We start from the raw sequence: 16,235 nt of genomic DNA on the forward strand, positions 1-16,235 counted from the left end.
CTCTGTAGACAGGACTATTTGTAAAGAGCTTCCGGATTTTTTGCCAGGTCGCGAGTGATGTTCTTCTGGTGGGCTTCCAAAGTGCCGCCACCGATCTCAAGCAACTTCGCGTCTCTCCAAAGTCTTTCCACCACGTATTCGCCCACATAACCGTAACCACCCAGAACCTGGATCGCGCGGTCCGCCACGTTTTTCGCCATAGTGGTTGCCACAAGCTTCACACCGTCAGAATCCAGACGGTTGCCTTCTTTGTTCAAATCCATACGGCGTGCCGTTTCGTATACATACGCACGAGCCGCTTTGTATTCAGCGTAGGAATCGGCGATATAACGCTGCATCTGACCGAAGTGGTTCAAAGATTTGCCGAAGGCCTCACGCTCTGTCGCGTAACGGTTCATGATTTCGATAGAACGACGGGCAATACCCAGGCTCATCGCCGCCAAGGTCAGGCGCTCGATTTCAAGGTTGCGCATCATGTGCAGCATGGAATCACCTTCGTGACCGATCAGTGAAGAAGCGGGAACGTGACAATCCTGGAAGACAAGTTCCGCGGTGTTGGAACCACGCATGCCCAATTTGTCTTTGATCTTCTGACCAACTTCGAAACCTTTGTGGCTTTTTTCAACCAGGAAAGTGGAAATCAAAGCGCGGCCGTGTTTTTCACCCGTGCGGGCATAAACCAGAACCAGATCACAAGCGGTGTTGTTTTCATCAATCGTGCCGTTGGTGATCCACATTTTGCGGCCGTTGATGATATACTCATCACCTTTTTTTACGGCCGTCGTCTGCATGCCCAGAACGTCTGTTCCGATTGCAGGTTCTGACATCGCCATGGAACCAACCCATTCACCAGAGCAAAGCTTTGGCAAAATACGGTGGCGCTGTTCATCACTGCCGTTCACGGCGATGTTGTTCACGCAAAGCATGGAGTGCGCCAGGTAAGCCAGGCAGAAGCCCGGATCCGCGGCCGAGAATTCTTCATGAACGATGGTCGCCGCTGTGGCATCCATCCCTGCACCGCCAAACTGTTCAGGAACAGTGATTCCCAACAGACCCAACTCACCCACTTTGCGGAACAGCTCCAGATTGAACTTTTCACTGCGATCATGTTCGTGCGCCTGCGGCTCGATTTCAGCCTCAGTGAAAGACTTCAAAGTTTCACGCAACATCGCGTGTTCAGGTGTTGGATTGTACAGATCAAATTCTTTCCAATTGAAAGACATATTAGGACTCCTTAAAACGGTGCAGTACAGTCTGGTGAATCTATGTAGTGACTGCCTTTGGGGCAAGGTTTTGACCACAATAATGCGTCGCATCTGCGCCATTTAACAAGGGGCCCGGCATTGGTTCTGGACGCAAATCCGGGGGTGGAATACCTTTAAATTCCTCGAGGGAGACCGCAGAATATGAAAGCCGCTGTATTGGGCATTGGAACCGAGCTGACCGACGGGCAGATTGTAAACAAAAACGCCTCTTGGATTTCAAAGAAGCTCAAAGATCTGGGACTGACCACCAAAGCCCACCTCGTGGTTCCCGACGAACGCCCCCTGATGCTTGAGGGGATCGAATTCTGTGCCGCCAAAGCCGACTTGATTTTTATTACCGGTGGATTGGGGCCGACATCAGATGATTTTACCCGCGATGTGGTGGCCGACTGGGCTGGAAGAAAGCTGCTCTTTGATGAGGGCAGCTGGCAGCACGTCAACGACCGCCTGACTTCCCGGGGCTATGTCGTCAAAGACATCCAGCGCCAGCAGTGTTATTTCCCCGAAGGCGCCACCATTCTTCCCAACCGTGAAGGCACCGCCAACGGTTTTAGTTTGGAAGCTCACGGTAAAAAAGTTTTTGTTCTGCCCGGCCCCCCGCGCGAAATCGAAGCGGTGTGGGATGCAAACATTCAGAACTGGATTGCGGAACAGGCTGAAAATCTGGATCCCTATCTGACCCGCAAGTGGGACACCCTGGGTGTTGGTGAATCCGACGTGGCCGTGATCGTCGAAGAAGTTCTTAAAGGTATTGCCGTGGAAAAAGGTTACCGCGTGCATCTGCCCTATGTGGAGGTAAAGGCCTCGTACTATCGCAGTGAAGAATCCGCCCTGCAGCCCGCCTTTGAACAGCTGACCGAAGCCCTGCAGTTTTGCACCCTGGCCCGCGACGGCGAAGACGCTGCCGAAATCTTTGCCGACAAGCTTAAGCAGATTCCTTCACTTTGCGTGATTGATGAAGTCACCGGTCAGTTTTTGATGAATCGCCTGATGCCGGTGCTGCGTGGATTTATGACCGATCAAATGTGGAGTTTTTCAAAGTCCCGCGAGGTAAAAAGCCCGGCCGGACTGCATTTGCATGTGTTGCCTAAGGATGAACACAGTTGCGAGGTCAGTTTGGAATACAAGGGGCGGAAGGTGAAGGACTTTGTCACCAGCCCTTACAAGTCAGCGAATATGAAAGAGCGCCGTCATCAGTATTTTGCCGAAATGGCTCTGATTTTCTGGATTCGCAATCTGTGACTAGCCGGCCTTTTTAAAGCCCGAGAAAAGCTTTCCGAAGAAGCTTTTCTTCGTCCAGTCTTCCGGAGCCTGCACCAGGCGGCGATAGTTCTGGTCAGCATAGCGAAGATGGTCATACACCATTGCGCAGGCGTCCTGCACAGAGTTGTATTCTTTCGGTGTGATCGCATTGCGATAGAAATCACCGGCCACATCAATACTGCCATTGGAATTCAGGAACACTTCAATCACTCCGAAATCGAAGTACTTGCGCTGCTCCAGCGGACGGGCTTTCAGTCCTTCAAATTTGAAGTTCTGAAACAACCAGCGTTCGGTGGCATTTTCCAGAATTTTTGTCTCAATGTAAGACACAATGTTGCTGTTCATATTCCCTCACCCTGATGGACGTTCTGATAGGGCATAAGTCTGCATCTCTTATCGGCTCATGGAACACTTTTATTTAGGATTAACCAGAAAATTGATGAAAAACTGATTTACTTCCTTAAGTAAAAACAAAAGCCCCCTGGAGTATTTGCTCCAAGGGGCTTTCCACAATTTCAAATTGTTGAAGAAGATCCGTTAGTTCTTCTTGATGTTAAGACCTTTCAAAGCCTCTGCCATCGCTCCCAAACCAGAGCTGGTGGACGCATGGGACTTCCAGGTTTGATCTTCAGCTTCACCAGGCAATGCCAAAGAGATCTTCTTTTCTTCGAACATGATCTGATCCACCTGAACGGTTACATCGTCGCCGCGTTTTTTGTTTTCGTACTGAGCGGCATCCACAGAATCACGCCACTTGGAGCGAGGCAAAAGACCCGTCACACCCGGAGCGAGAGTCACGAACAAACCGAAAGTTTCTTTCTTTTCCACTTTCCCCTGCACCACAGTGCCCACTGGGAATTTCTGCGGAACCGCCATCCAAGGATTGCCAGCGCCATCAGCTTGCTTCAGTGACAAAGAAATTTTCAGACGTCCATCGACTTCTTCCATTTTGATCAGCTTCACGGTCACTGGCTGACCAGCCATCACAACCTCTTTCGGGTCATGAACGCGGGACCAGGAAAGTTCAGAAACGTGGATCAGACCTTCAATGCCGGATTCCAGTTCCACAAACGCACCAAATTTTTCCAGACGAACGATTTTACCTTCAAGCAAAGCGCCCGGCTGATGTTTCAGCATGAACGTGCCTTCGTTTTCAGCTTTTTGCAGATCCAGAACCTTACGGCGGGATACAACAATGTTGCGCCCTTTTGGATCCAGCTGAGTGATCATGAAATCGAATTTCTTACCAACGTATTCATTGGCATCCTGAACAAAGCGGCTGTCGATCTGGCTGATTGGACAGAACGCCGTTTTACCCTGGATGTTCACGCGGAAACCGCCATTGCAGGTTTCAGTCACGCGGCCTTCCACTGGAAGTTCCATGTCGAATGCGTCTTCCAAAGAATCTGTGGAGGCATTCATCGAGCCTTTTTTCGCCAGACGAACTTCGCCACCTTTGATGGAAACCACAACGCAGTCAATGTAATCGCCGACTTTGTATTTTACTTCTTTGTTTTCATCCAAAAGATCCTTGGTCAGGATCATACCGTCAGTCGGAGTGCCCGTGGCTACGAAAGCCTCTTCTTTACCGATGGAAAGAATCTCGCCATGAACCTGATCGCCCACGGAAAGTCTGGTCTTCATCCCTTTTTCAGATTGAGCAAAAAGTTCTTCGAAACTTGCGAAGTCTTTTTGTTCATTAACGTCATCACCAAAAATATCTTTTTTAGACATAAAGCAGTCCTTAAGTTTAAAGAGAAAAAAGAGAATAAAGCCAGCCCCCCGGCTTTGACCAGCACCGCCGCACAAAGCCAAAAAGAAGGTTGGATGGTTAAAGCGGGACCCTTTTCACCCGCCTTAGGAGCACCCGCCTTAGGAGCAGCCGACTGTGGTGCCGCAGTTTGGACAGCGATAGCAGCCACTCGTAAGCACTGTGTCACTCCCGCATTCCGGGCATTTCATGGTGAAATTCGGAACACTGACCTCTTCCACGGCTTTGGGCTTTTCCTTCAGATTCAGAGGCTGACTTTGCTTGCTGCCATCCCGGTACACGGCCACCGCTTTAACCCCCAGCTCCCAGGCCAGGAAGTAAATGCGGCTGATGTCTTCTTCGGTGGCGGTGCTTGGCATATTCACCGTCTTGGAAATGGCCCCACTGATAAACGGCTGCACGGCCGCCATCATCTTCACATGGCTTTCCGGGGACAGCACCCGCTGACCCGGCATCGCGGTGGCGGTGTCAAAGACCGGCAGGTCTTCCGGATGCATTTGCGGAGCCCCGACGACCGAGTTGTTTTCTTCAACGTACTTCAAGATCCCCTGGCGTTCTTCCTCGGTGTATTGCAATGCCTCTAAAGCGGCATCGACGGACTGATTCACAATCTGAATCTCGCCCCCACCCACAAGTTTCTTAAATTTGATCAGGGAAAAATCCGGTTCAATCCCGGTGGTGTCACAATCCATCAGCAGACCGATGGTTCCCGTCGGCGCAATCACGGTGGCTTGTGAGTTTCTGAAACCGTGCTTTTCCCCGTTAAACAAAACACCCTTCCATAGGTTTTTCACGGCTTTGTCGATCCCTGATGGCAGCATCTTCCAAGCGACCTGATTCAATGCACGCTCGTGCATCTTCATCACCTTCAGCATGGACTTGCTGTTTTTGCGATAGCCCGCAAACGGCCCCTTGGCCCGTGCCATCTCGGAACTGGTCAGATACGCCACCCCTGACATCAGCGAGGTCAAGGCCCCCGCCCATGCCCGGCCTTCGTCGCTGTCATAGGCAACACCTTTTCGCATCAGAAGGCTTCCCAGATTGGCAAAGCCCAATCCCAGAGGACGATAGTCATGGGAGTTCTGCGCAATTTTTTGCGTCGGGTAGCTGGAATAATCCACCAGAATTTCCTGCGCCACGAACAGAGTTCGCGCCGTGTGAATGAAAGATTCAAAATCAAAGTCACCGGTGTCACCCAGGAACTTCACCAGATTGATTGAAGCCAGATTGCAGGCCGAATCATCCAGGAACATATATTCAGAGCACGGATTGCTGGAATGAATGATGTCGGTTTCAGGACAGGTGTGCCACTTGTTGATCGTGTCGTGAAACTGAATGCCCGGATCGGCACACATCCATGCGGCGCGGGTGATACGACTCCACACTTCGGCGGCGGGGATTTCGCGCAACACTTTTCCACTGAGGCGCGCTTTCAGCTTCCATGGGCTTTCTTTTTCGACCGCTTTCATAAAGGCATCGCTGACACGAACTGAGTTATTGGCGTTTTGGCCGGAAACCGTGCGATACGCTTCGCCCTCGAAATCCGCACTGAGACCCGCCGCAATCAAAAGATGCGCCTTTTGTTCTTCACGCATCTTCCAGTCGATGAAATCCAGAACTTCGGGGTGATCGATGTCGACCACCACCATCTTGGCTGCGCGTCGGGTGGTGCCGCCGGACTTGATTGCGCCCGCCCCTTTATCCAGAACTTCCAGGAAAGAAATCAGGCCCGAGCTTTTTCCGCCGGAACTGGTGGCTTCGTACTTGCTGCGAATTTTTGAAAAATTACTGCCGGTGCCAGAGCCATATTTGAAAAGCTTGGCTTCGGTTTTGGCCAGATCAAAAATGCCTTCGATGCTGTCATCCACACTTTGGATAAAACACGCCGAGCACTGCGGGCGTTCATAGGCATTTTTGGTGGCTTGAATGGATTTCTTTTTTTCATCCCATGCGAAATGTTCACTGGGACTTTGTGACTTGTATGCTTCCCACAAACCGGCATTGAACCACACCGGGCTGTTGAAGGCCCCGCGCTGGGACAGCAGGATGAATTTCAATTCTTTGGCAAAGATGTCGGCCTCTTTGCGAGTGGCAAAGTATCCGCCCTGGCGAATAGCTGAGGCGGCAATCGCCTTCACCACCCGATCCACCATCTGGCGCACCGAAGTTTCGTGCCCTGTCACCGGCACACCGACTTTGCGGAAATACTTGCTGGCGGCAATATCAATTGCCAACTGAGACCAGCCTTCCGGAGCTTCGACATTTTTCATTTCGAAAAACACTTCACCCTTGCGGTTGCGAATTTCACTGTTCACTCTTTTCCAAGTGAAAAGACTCTCTGGATTTTTGCCTCCAGAAACAAAGTACGACGGGCTGTGCAGAGTTTGCTTTTTCATACATTCAGTCTAGAGATTCTTTTCTCTTGAGCCAAGCCCACGATTTCGACAGTACGGATGTGCGATACGACCATGGTCCAAGGGCCGGTGTTCTGTTAAGCCTCGGTAATCTATCCCGGGTTTAATCTCTGCCGCTTGTTTGTTTACGACAACAATCCGTTAAGAGAAATATGAGAACGTTTCAAAGGACGTGGGGAATGGATCAAGACTCGATCAAAAAAAAGCTCCTCATTATCAAATCCAAGCCGGGAGGCCTGGGAACCGTCGAAGGTTTTTTGAAGAACCGCGACTGGACCATCAAGTCAACGACGAACCTAAAAGAAGCTCTGATCTTTCTGGTTCAGGAGCAGCCTCAGTTCGTGATGGTCAGCATTGATCATCCCAATCGCAAAGTGCGAAATCTGCCGAAAATTCTGGCGCAGGCTTTTCCCTGCTGCGTGATTGTTTTCGCCGAAGAAAACTCGGCCGCCAGCTTCAATCTGCTGAACACCAGTAACAGCGAATACCTGTTGTATCCCCCGGTGACCGGTCCCGCAGTGGAAAGAACCGTTAACAAATTCTATAAAGACCAGCAATCCAAAGGCGTCACCAATCCGTTTCAGCGCAATGGCACCGGCACTGCCGAAGACGGCAGTGTGATCGCCATCAAAGGCGAAGGCGGATCCTCGGGAGCACAAAGCGCCCAAAGCATTCTGCAACAGCTGCTTGCCGGTGATGACGGAGGCAATCAGTTTGCCGGAATGGGTGCTGCGGGTAACAACGCCACTGCCACCGGCAATCCCCTGCAATCCAATATCGGCTATATGCCGGGCACAAATTCAGAACTGAATCTGGGGCTGATGCAGCCCTCAGCTCAGAACAACGGCCTTGGTCCCAACTGGGCACAACAAGGTCCCGGTGCAGGCAGCAGCATGGGAAATGGCGCAGATGAAAGTGATGAAACTCTTAATGCGATGCTGATGCGCCAGAATGCAGGCAACAAAGCCGGTTCAGGCTGGGCACCGATGCCCGGCAAAGTGCGCCGCAAAGACCGTCCGACGCCAGAGCAAATTGAAAACAATCCCCTGGCATCGAAACAGGATTCAATCATCCTGCGCGGAACCAAAGACGCTTTGGAAAAATCCTGCATTCAAACCAACTTTGCAGAATCCGAGGCCATCGAAGATTCCACCAACATTTCCTGCATCGTGATCGAATCCACCCGTTTTTCCGGTTATTTGATCACGGCCATGGGGAAAGACCGCAAGCTGGATGATATTTTCCTGGGGAAGGTGCGCGAACGTCTGTTCCGATTCCTTAAGGACGCTGGTGAAAACATTGAAGACAGCGAATCCATGCAGCTGAAAATCAAAGAGGTGCCGTTCGAGGACTGGGCCCTGGAGCAAGCCGAATTCCTGCGTAAATCCGTGCACGACGGCAACGAGGTCGCCATGGCCTTCTTCCCTCGCCACGATGTAAAAACCACTTTTGGAGAATCCGCCGACGAAGAAATGGCCAGCATCCATTTGAACGAGCTGGCTGGTGACGTGGCCGTGGAATTCAACGTTTATATTTACCTTCCCAAGAACAATAAATACGTCCTTTACACTCCCCGGGGATCCAAATTCTTTAATGTGCAAAAGCAGCGCCTGCAGAATCAAGGCGTGTCCAACCTGCATATTTTGAAGGCCGAAATCCAGGATCTGGATAAATACCGCGCCCAAAACTTCCTGAACGACAAAATCCAGGATTTTGAGACAAAACAAAAAGACAAAGTCGTTGCCTAACGACGTCGTTCCGGCGTTTTTCGTTGACCCCAAGCCTGCACAGGGATTAGCTCATAGGCACTATGGAATTGAGCACCGAACGCCCTATGGGAAAGACTTTGCAGCAGGACAACGGCATCTATCTTGATTACAACGCCACCACTCCGGTGGACCCGCGTGTTTACTCCACGATGGAACCCTACTTCAAAGAACTCTATGGCAATCCTGCCAGCGCCGGTCATCACTGGGGCTGGATCGCGGAAAATGCTGTTTCCAAAGCCCGCACCCAAGTGGCTAACTTTATCGGCTGCAAGGGCATGGAAGTCACCTTTACCGGAGGCGCCACCGAATCCAACAACTGGGTGATCTTCGGCCTGATTTCCAAACTGCGTGAAGAAAATCCCGAAGGTCCGATTCATTTTATCACCAGCAATGTCGAACACAGCTCGGTCATGAAGGGCATGGCCGCCGCTCAGAAAATGGGCGTGGAAGTGGACTTCCTGCCGGTGAATAAATTCGGCGTGGTTGAACTTGAAGCCGTGAAAGCTGCGATCAAGCCACACACCAAACTGATGAGCTTTATCTGGGTGAACAACGAAATCGGATCCATCAATCCGATTCCGGAAATCGCCGCCGTTTGCAAAGAAAACAAAATTTATCTGCACACCGACGCCACTCAGGCGGTCGGCAAAATCCCGGTGAATGTGACCGAAATGGGCATCGATCTGATGTCTTTCTCGGGTCACAAAATCTATGGCCCGAAGGGTGTGGGCGCTCTTTACATCCGCGGGAAAGATCCGAAGGTTCAGCTGAATCCACTTATCTACGGTGGTGGTCAGGAACGCGGCCTTCGCTCTGGAACTGTGAATGTTCCGGCGGTTGTTGGCTTCGGCACGGCTTGCGAACTTTGCCAGCAGAATTTTGGGGCAGAAGTACAGCACATGAAAGACCTGCGTGATTTCCTGTGGTCTGAACTTCAGCAAAACATCCCGGGCGTGAAACTGAACGGTCACCCGACGGACAGATCTCCGGCGAATTTGAATATCACTCTGCCTGAAACCAAAACCGAACAAATCCTGCCTCGTTTGCAGAAACTGGGTGTCAGTACAGGCTCGGCCTGTGGTACTGGCGCCATGGTGGTCAGCCACGTTCTGAAGGGCCTGGGACTGAGCACCGATGAGGTTCAGTGCTCTTTGCGCCTAAGCCTGGGCCGTTGGACAACTCAGGACGAATTAAGCCGTGCGGCTCAGATCCTTAAGCAGGCTATACAAAAATAGTTAATAAATACCAATAGTTAAACAATCTCCCCAGAGGGTCTATCCGGGGCTCCACAGCCCTTGACAGCTGTGTTATACTGGCTTCGACGTTAAAGGAGCTTTCTATGATCATTATTTCACCTGAAGCAGCAACTAAACTGGCTTCCCTTAAAAAAGATGAAGGAAAAGACGATGCGGCTTTTCTGCGTGTCGAGGTGAAAAAAGGCGGCTGTTCAGGCCTGTCTTACAAAATGGATTTCGATACCGTGACTCGTGACGGAGACAAGTTCTTTGAATCCCAAGGCCAGAAAGTGGCGGTGGATTCTCAAAGCATGCTTTATCTATTGGGCATGACGCTGGAATATTCCGGCGGCTTGAACGGCAAAGGGTTTGTGTTTAACAACCCGAACGCCAACAAACACTGCGGCTGCGGATCCAGCTTCAACGTTTAAACTTTTCCAAGAACAAGATGTTTCAAGGGAGTCTCGGCGAGACTCCCTTTTTCTTTTCCGTGCACAAGCGCATACAATTCCGCCGCGATAGCTTCCAGCTGCAAAGCCTGATTCTGCATAGCTTGAGCCGACGCAGACACCTCTTCACTGGCAGCGGCATTCTGCTGGGTGGAGGAATCCATCTGATTCATCGCCACACTCATCTGCGAAATCCCGTGGGACTGCTCCTGGGTGGCCACCGCCACTTCCGCATTCAAGTCCGTCACTTTCTGAATCGAGTTCACGATGTTGCGCAAGGCCTCGCCCCCACGATCAGCAATGCTGACACCCTTATCAATCGTGATCTGCGACTCTTTGATCATAGCGTGAATGTCCTTGGCAGAAGACGCCGATCTTTGCGCCAGGCTGCGAACGGCTTCGGCAACCACGGCAAAACCTTTTCCCTGTTCACCTGCGCGGGCGGCTTCCACCGCAGCATTCAATGCCAGCAGATTTGTCTGGAAGGACAGATCATCAATCACCGCCACCGCTTCCGCCATCTTGCGGGCTTTTTCTGAAACCTCTTTCATCGATTCGATCAAGGCACCAATTTCTTTTTCACCGACCACCGCATACTGACGGGATTCCTGCGCCAGGGTTGCCGCCTGACGACCACTGTCTGCACCGACCTTCACCATAGAGGCCAGTTCTTCCATCGTCGCCACGGTTTCTTCAATCGCACTGGCTGATTCGGTGGAACTGCCAGCCACCTGCAAAGACGCCGCGGCCAGTTGTTCAGAACCTGCCGAAACATCTTTCGACGACAGATGCAAAGCTTGCACGGACTGATCCATCAGGCGCACCACCCGGCGGATCTGTATTGCTCCCAAAGCCAGAACTGACACACCCACCAGCAGACCCACTATGGACACCAGGGCTTCAACCCGGCTGACTTCGATTTGTTCCTGCTGAGTTTCTTTTTCCATCTTCACCATACGCTCTTCGGTAATGGTCTGATTCACGCCATCGATCAGCTCCAAAGATTCTTTCAGGTCCTTGCGCACATAAGCTTTGATCTCGGGTTCTGGAGTTTGATTTTGCAAAGCCGTGGTGATCCAGCTGATATTTTCCTTCAGCACGGGCCAGCGGTTTTTCACCTGTTCAAATTCTTTGGCATGTTCCGCCGACTGGGGCAGCTGCAGATACTTTTGCAAGGCCTGCTCGAAGTTGTGCTGGGCGCGATTTAAGCGCTCTATCGCGCGCTGCTGTTCAGTGGCATCTTCAGACCCCAGGGCCATCCATACAAAGCGCGAAATATCATTGGTTGCCGCATCCATCTGACCTGAATAGTGCACCAGCGGTGTGCGCACCGTGGTCGCCTTGGAAAGGCGACTTGCCAGCTCTGATATATAGTAATTCGAACCGGCGATACTGACAGTCAAAGCCAGCAATGGCACCACCAACAGAGCAAAGAGCTTTCCACTTAATCCTTTAAACCAACTGAGATTCATAACTTCCTCCGGCGTAATAACAAACTAAACCTGCCGCACCGTTAGAATGCCCAAGGACTATGACCGGAATGTGGAAGCGTATTTTTATTTTTGAATTGTCTTAAGCTGCGACGGATTCGCTTAAAAACTCACGTATGAGACGCGAAATCTCTTCGGGCTGTGTTTTAATCGCCAGGTGACCTGCACCCGTCAAAATCACGACATCCTCGCAACCGATGTGATTGGCAAAATGACGATAGGCCGCCTGATCAAAAAGCAGATCCTTTTCATCAAAGATCAACCGACATTCACCACGGTACGAATACAAACGCGTGTGCCAGTAAGCCCAGTCTTCAGAACGCAGGATCCAGGCAAAGTGATGAATCATGTGCGCGACAAACTGCAGTTTGCGGCCTTTCAGTGTTTCCACTGACACGTTTCCTTCACTGCGTTCATCGCGGAAGATCTGCGCTGAACGCTTCAGGAAAGCCCTGCCCATCGGGGTTGAAAGCATCACATAGACACTTTTCAAGTTGAGCGGAATGGCAAAGAAGAATTTCAGTTCTTTTGGCAGGAAGTGCCGAATGGGATCGGTCACCATTGGATTGATCAAAACAGTCTTTTCAACCAGATCCGGATGCTGGGTCGCCAGCCCCCAGGACAAAGCACCACCATAGCTTAAACCTGCAAGACGGACCTTTTCCCCCGGGAAGTTTTCACGGATGAACTTGGCGACCGCTTCGATTTGCACGGTGAAGAACAGCTTATCACTGCTCATATAGATGTGGCTAAGATTGGGAACAATCACACGGTAGTGAGCCGACAGAGTATCCGCGATGGATTCCCAATGGTGAACACTTCCTCCATAACCATGAAGAAGTATCAGCAGTGGCCCTTGTCCCCGTTCCCGGTAAGTGATCTTGTGTGACATCCGTGAAACTTATCGGTAAAGATCTGTTTACAGGAAACTGCCCACAGGTCCAGACCGCTCGGATTATTTGTTATCCTTACGGTCCTGCTTTGGCTGCTGCTGTTGAGCTTGCGGATTCTGATTTTGCGGTTTGTTTTGATTCTGACCGCGATTTTGATTCTGATTTTGATTGCGGTTTTGCTGACCGCCGCCTTGAGCCTGCTTTTGATTTTGCTGCTGCTTAGGCTGACCTTGCTTCTGCTGACCCTGTTTTTGCTGGTTTTGCTTCTGCTGGCCCTGCTGTTGGCGATTGCCGCCGCCACCACCCTGTTGCTTTTGCTGCTGTTGGCGGTTTTGCTGCTGGCGCTGTTGCTGTTTTTGTTGCGGCTGTTGCTGTTTTGGCTGGGATTGCGGCTGAGCTTGATTCCCGGCTTCTGCAGAAACTTCCTCAGTGGAAGCCTCAAGGGCCTCACCGCCACGATCCGCCTGCTGATGCTGTGGACGGTCTTCCGGCTTTTCCGACAAAAGCATGGTGTCGTTCACGGCTTTGGATTCGATCTGTTTGTTGGCGCGGAAGCCTCTGATTTTCTTGGTCTTGTTTTCGCTGTTTTGAACCTGTTCAGTCAGGTCCACTGTCACATCCCCATAACAACGAACCTGGCAACTTAAGCGACGACCATCGATGAAATGGCTGGTCCCGATAAGGTTCAGCTCGGCTTTCGTCGGGGGAAGGATGTTCGAATCCCCTTCAGAGATGCGCACACGGCACTCCGCACAGGAAGGAACACCCTTGCAGATGGATCGGATTTCCAGTTTGTTCTCCGTTGCAATCTGCAAAAGGCTCTTGTCAGGAGTGCCCTCAACTTCGATATTCTGCGGAAGAAATTTGATTTTCATAACTCGGATCCCCGATCAATTCTGACTACTTAACAACAATCTTAACGAATTTCTTTTTACCGGCTTTCAGCACGAAGCTTGCGCCGGATTTCAGGTCGATTTTCAAACGAGGGTCCGAAACCTTCTCGCCATCAATCTGCACCCCACCACCCTGGATCAAACGGCCGGCTTCACTGTTGGAAGCCGCCAGCTGAGCTTTCACCATCAACGCCGCCAGACCCACCTGGTCTTCAGCAGTGACTTCAAAGTCAGGCACTTCATCCGGCAGGCCTTTTTCCACGAAGATGCGGTTGAACTCGTCTTCCGCCGCTTGCGCTTCAGCCTGGGAATGGAAACGTTTGATAAGGAATTTTGCAAGTTCCACTTTCACTGTGCGCGGGTGTTTGCGGCCTTCAGTCACATCCGCACGCAGCTGATTCAAACCAGCAGCACCAACATCCGTCAAAAGCTCGTACCAGCGGTACATCAGCTCGTCGGAAATTCGCATGGTTTTTCCGAACATGTCTTTCGGTGTATCCACGACAGAAATATAGTTATCCAAAGATTTGGACATCTTGTTCACGCCATCGATACCTTCAAGAATCGGCATGGTCAGCACGCACTGTGCTTCCATTCCGTAAGCGGCCTGCATCGCACGACCCACCAGAAGGTTGAACTTCTGATCCGTACCACCCAACTCGACATCTGTTTTCAAAGCCACGGAATCGTAACCTTGAGTCAGCGGATAAATGAACTCGTGAATGCCGATCGGAGTGCCCGATCGGTAGCGTTTGGTGAAATCCTCGCGCTCAAGCAACTGAGCCACGGTGTACTTGGAAGTCATGGTGATGAATTCCGCCGGAGTCATTTTCATGATCCAGCTGGAGTTGTACACGATCTCGGTTTTATCCGGATCCAGGATCTTAAAGATTTGCTTTGCGTAAGAGCGGCCGTTTTCTTCGATCTCTTCGCGAGTCAGCATCGGACGCGTGCTGTTTTTACCGGATGGATCCCCGATCATCGCCGTGAAATCCCCGATCAGGAAGGACACTTTGTGCCCCAGATCCTGGAAGGTTTTCAGTTTGTTGATCACAACGGTGTGACCCAAGTGAATGTCCGGACGTGTTGGATCTGCCCCCAGTTTGATATTCAAAGGTTTCTTCGTCTCGATCGAGCGCTTAAGTTTTTTAAGCATGTCCTCGTCGTTGATGAAGTCGGCCGTGCCGAATTTGATTCTTTCCAGCTGCTCCTGCGGGCTCATCATCTTGCATGCTCCACAGAACGGGTTTCACGAACCACTGTGACTTTCACCTGACCGGCCTGAGGCATCTCGCGTTCGATCTTACGAGCGATATCACGGGACAACATCACCGCCTGATCATCCGTCACACGGCTGGATTCAACCAACACACGGATGTCTTTACCTGCTTGCAGTGCCAATGTTTTCAAAACACCGTCGAAGCTGTTGCCGATGCTTTCCAGGTCTTCCAGACGGTGGATGAATGTATCCATCTGCGGACGACGTGCGCCCGGACGGGAGCTGGAAAGAGTGTAAGCCGCATGAACAATCCAAGCCAGGATAGAGTGAGGTTTTTCCTCTTCATCATGAGCGCGGATCGCGTGGCAAACGTCTTCGGATTCATTGTATTTCTTAGCGGCTTCAGCACCCACGAAAGCATAGCTGCCTTCCACGGTGTGATCGATCGCTTTACCGATATTGTGCAAAAGCCCCGCTCGTCTTGCCAGCTTCACACTGACACCCAGTTCAGCCGCCAGAAGACCGGCGATCGTCGCCACTTCCAATGACTGATTCAAGGCATTTTGACCCTGGTAAGAGCGGTATTTCAAACCACCGATGATTTTCACCAGTTCAGGGTGCATGTTCGGAATGCCCAGCTCCATCACGTGGCGCTCGCCTTCCTCTTTCATGGATTTCATCAGTTCGTTTCTTTGTTTTTCAGCGACTTCTTCGATACGTGCCGGGTGAACACGACCGTCTTCCATCAGTTTTTCGATGGTACGACGAGCCAGCTCACGGCGAACCGGATCGAAACCGGAGATAACCACTGCCTCTGGAGTGTCATCAACGATCAGATCCACACCGCAGTGTGCTTCCAGCGTGCGGATGTTACGGCCTTCACGGCCGATGATTTTACCCTTCATCTCGTCGTTTGGCAGAGCCAGAACGCTGACAGTTCTTTCAGAAGTGTACTCGGAAGCAAAACGGGACAAAGCTGTTGCCAGAATGCGCTTGGCTTTTTTCTCGGATTCTTTGTTTGCTTCTTCTTCGATCTGAGCGATCTTTTTCGCTGCTTCCTGTTTCGCTTCGTCTTCCAAAGCGGTCAGCAACTGGCGGCGTGCTTCGTCCTGGCTCATTGCTGCCACGGCCTCAAGCTTCTGTTTCAGCTCACCGATGTGAGTCTCGCCTTTTTTCTCAAGATCCTTGATGCGGTTTTCAGAGATCGCGATTTTTTCTTCGCGGTCTTTCAAAGAGTTCAGATAACGCTCGTTTTCTTCCATCTTTTGTTTGAACTGGTCTTCGACCTCTTTCAAACGGCGCTCAAGCTGGGATTCTTTGTTTTTCACTGTGGATTTTTGCTTGTGAATGTCCTGCTCGACGTTTTTGCGGGCGCGGGCTTCGAAATCCTTGGCTTTGTTTTCAGATTCCTTCTTCAGCTTGGCAGCTTCAGAGTTGGCTTTGTTGACGATACGTTCTGCTTCAAAACGTGCGGATTTCTTTTTGTTGTTGTCCTGCAGACGTTTGATAACGAAGACGACTGTTCCACCGATGAGCAGGCCGATAATGGCGCTGATTACGATCTCCATGATTCA

Annotated in this window: 13 protein-coding genes; 4 read left to right on the forward strand and 9 right to left on the reverse strand. The window is 51.1% G+C overall.

Annotation, left to right across the window (positions count from 1 at the left end):
• Window positions 1–14 precede the first annotated feature (14 nt).
• Window positions 15–1,223 (reverse strand): acyl-CoA dehydrogenase family protein, encoded by a 1,209-nt coding sequence (locus AC04MQ_RS12650; protein WP_015090344.1) that lies wholly within the window; start codon window positions 1,221–1,223, stop codon window positions 15–17.
• 183 nt (window positions 1,224–1,406) lie between these two features.
• Here AC04MQ_RS12650 and AC04MQ_RS12655 point away from each other — a divergent pair, with 183 nt between their 5' ends.
• A complete protein-coding gene (locus AC04MQ_RS12655; RefSeq protein WP_475392230.1) occupies window positions 1,407–2,507 on the forward strand; it encodes a competence/damage-inducible protein A in 1,101 nt (366 codons plus the stop codon).
• Here AC04MQ_RS12655 and AC04MQ_RS12660 read toward each other — a convergent pair whose 3' ends face one another.
• The 3 genes from AC04MQ_RS12660 to AC04MQ_RS12670 all read right to left on the reverse strand — a co-directional run bounded on the left by AC04MQ_RS12660 (window position 2,508) and on the right by AC04MQ_RS12670 (window position 6,695).
• Entirely contained in the window at window positions 2,508–2,873 is a 366-nt protein-coding gene (locus AC04MQ_RS12660) for a hypothetical protein (RefSeq protein WP_015090342.1), read from the reverse strand.
• Between the two features lie 192 nt (window positions 2,874–3,065).
• Window positions 3,066–4,262: a S1 RNA-binding domain-containing protein gene (locus tag AC04MQ_RS12665; RefSeq protein WP_475392231.1), complete on the reverse strand. Its 1,197-nt coding sequence runs from the start codon at window positions 4,260–4,262 to the stop codon at window positions 3,066–3,068.
• A gap of 138 nt (window positions 4,263–4,400) precedes the next feature.
• The gene (locus AC04MQ_RS12670) at window positions 4,401–6,695 is read right to left on the reverse strand and encodes a vitamin B12-dependent ribonucleotide reductase (RefSeq protein WP_475392232.1); all 2,295 of its coding nucleotides are present in this window, start codon (window positions 6,693–6,695) and stop codon (window positions 4,401–4,403) included.
• Between the two features lie 197 nt (window positions 6,696–6,892).
• Between AC04MQ_RS12670 and AC04MQ_RS12675 the strand changes: the two genes are divergently transcribed.
• From AC04MQ_RS12675 to AC04MQ_RS12685, 3 genes are all read left to right on the forward strand, one after another.
• Window positions 6,893–8,461, forward strand: coding sequence for a hypothetical protein (locus AC04MQ_RS12675; protein ID WP_475392233.1), 1,569 nt, complete (start codon window positions 6,893–6,895; stop codon window positions 8,459–8,461).
• A gap of 62 nt (window positions 8,462–8,523) precedes the next feature.
• Window positions 8,524–9,717: a cysteine desulfurase family protein gene (locus AC04MQ_RS12680; protein WP_475392234.1), complete on the forward strand. Its 1,194-nt coding sequence runs from the start codon at window positions 8,524–8,526 to the stop codon at window positions 9,715–9,717.
• 104 nt (window positions 9,718–9,821) lie between these two features.
• Window positions 9,822–10,148 carry a HesB/IscA family protein gene (locus AC04MQ_RS12685; protein WP_015090336.1) on the forward strand — a complete coding sequence of 109 codons (327 nt, stop codon included), beginning with the start codon at window positions 9,822–9,824 and terminating at the stop codon, window positions 10,146–10,148.
• Here the strand turns inward: AC04MQ_RS12685 and AC04MQ_RS12690 are convergent.
• The 5 genes from AC04MQ_RS12690 to rny all read right to left on the reverse strand — a co-directional run bounded on the left by AC04MQ_RS12690 (window position 10,145) and on the right by rny (window position 16,229).
• Window positions 10,145–11,638, reverse strand: coding sequence for a methyl-accepting chemotaxis protein (locus tag AC04MQ_RS12690; protein ID WP_475392235.1), 1,494 nt, complete (start codon window positions 11,636–11,638; stop codon window positions 10,145–10,147). The genes AC04MQ_RS12685 and AC04MQ_RS12690 overlap by 4 nt on opposite strands.
• A 100-nt stretch (window positions 11,639–11,738) precedes the next feature.
• Window positions 11,739–12,548 (reverse strand): alpha/beta fold hydrolase, encoded by an 810-nt coding sequence (locus AC04MQ_RS12695; protein ID WP_015090334.1) that lies wholly within the window; start codon window positions 12,546–12,548, stop codon window positions 11,739–11,741.
• A gap of 63 nt (window positions 12,549–12,611) precedes the next feature.
• The gene (locus AC04MQ_RS12700; RefSeq protein ID WP_015090333.1) at window positions 12,612–13,424 is read right to left on the reverse strand and encodes a 2Fe-2S iron-sulfur cluster-binding protein; all 813 of its coding nucleotides are present in this window, start codon (window positions 13,422–13,424) and stop codon (window positions 12,612–12,614) included.
• 25 nt (window positions 13,425–13,449) lie between these two features.
• On the reverse strand, window positions 13,450–14,667 hold the full coding sequence (gene tyrS / locus AC04MQ_RS12705; RefSeq protein ID WP_015090332.1) for a tyrosine--tRNA ligase: 1,218 nt from the start codon (window positions 14,665–14,667) through the stop codon (window positions 13,450–13,452).
• Window positions 14,664–16,229: a ribonuclease Y gene (rny, locus tag AC04MQ_RS12710; protein ID WP_015090331.1), complete on the reverse strand. Its 1,566-nt coding sequence runs from the start codon at window positions 16,227–16,229 to the stop codon at window positions 14,664–14,666. Before rny ends, tyrS begins: the two co-directional genes overlap by 4 nt.
• Window positions 16,230–16,235: the final 6 nt, after the last annotated feature.

The sequence above is a fragment of the Bdellovibrio sp. MYbb2 genome (assembly GCF_056175685.1).

Coding starts and splice junctions, on each gene's coding strand:
- AC04MQ_RS12650 (WP_015090344.1), bottom strand. CDS start 1,223: ATGTCTTTCAATTGGAAAGAATTTGATCTGTACAATCCAACACCTGAA.
- AC04MQ_RS12655 (WP_475392230.1), top strand. CDS start 1,407: ATGAAAGCCGCTGTATTGGGCATTGGAACCGAGCTGACCGACGGGCAG.
- AC04MQ_RS12660 (WP_015090342.1), bottom strand. CDS start 2,873: ATGAACAGCAACATTGTGTCTTACATTGAGACAAAAATTCTGGAAAAT.
- AC04MQ_RS12665 (WP_475392231.1), bottom strand. CDS start 4,262: ATGTCTAAAAAAGATATTTTTGGTGATGACGTTAATGAACAAAAAGAC.
- AC04MQ_RS12670 (WP_475392232.1), bottom strand. CDS start 6,695: ATGAAAAAGCAAACTCTGCACAGCCCGTCGTACTTTGTTTCTGGAGGC.
- AC04MQ_RS12675 (WP_475392233.1), top strand. CDS start 6,893: ATGGATCAAGACTCGATCAAAAAAAAGCTCCTCATTATCAAATCCAAG.
- AC04MQ_RS12680 (WP_475392234.1), top strand. CDS start 8,524: ATGGAATTGAGCACCGAACGCCCTATGGGAAAGACTTTGCAGCAGGAC.
- AC04MQ_RS12685 (WP_015090336.1), top strand. CDS start 9,822: ATGATCATTATTTCACCTGAAGCAGCAACTAAACTGGCTTCCCTTAAA.
- AC04MQ_RS12690 (WP_475392235.1), bottom strand. CDS start 11,638: ATGAATCTCAGTTGGTTTAAAGGATTAAGTGGAAAGCTCTTTGCTCTG.
- AC04MQ_RS12695 (WP_015090334.1), bottom strand. CDS start 12,548: ATGTCACACAAGATCACTTACCGGGAACGGGGACAAGGGCCACTGCTG.
- AC04MQ_RS12700 (WP_015090333.1), bottom strand. CDS start 13,424: ATGAAAATCAAATTTCTTCCGCAGAATATCGAAGTTGAGGGCACTCCT.
- tyrS (WP_015090332.1), bottom strand. CDS start 14,667: ATGATGAGCCCGCAGGAGCAGCTGGAAAGAATCAAATTCGGCACGGCC.
- rny (WP_015090331.1), bottom strand. CDS start 16,229: ATGGAGATCGTAATCAGCGCCATTATCGGCCTGCTCATCGGTGGAACA.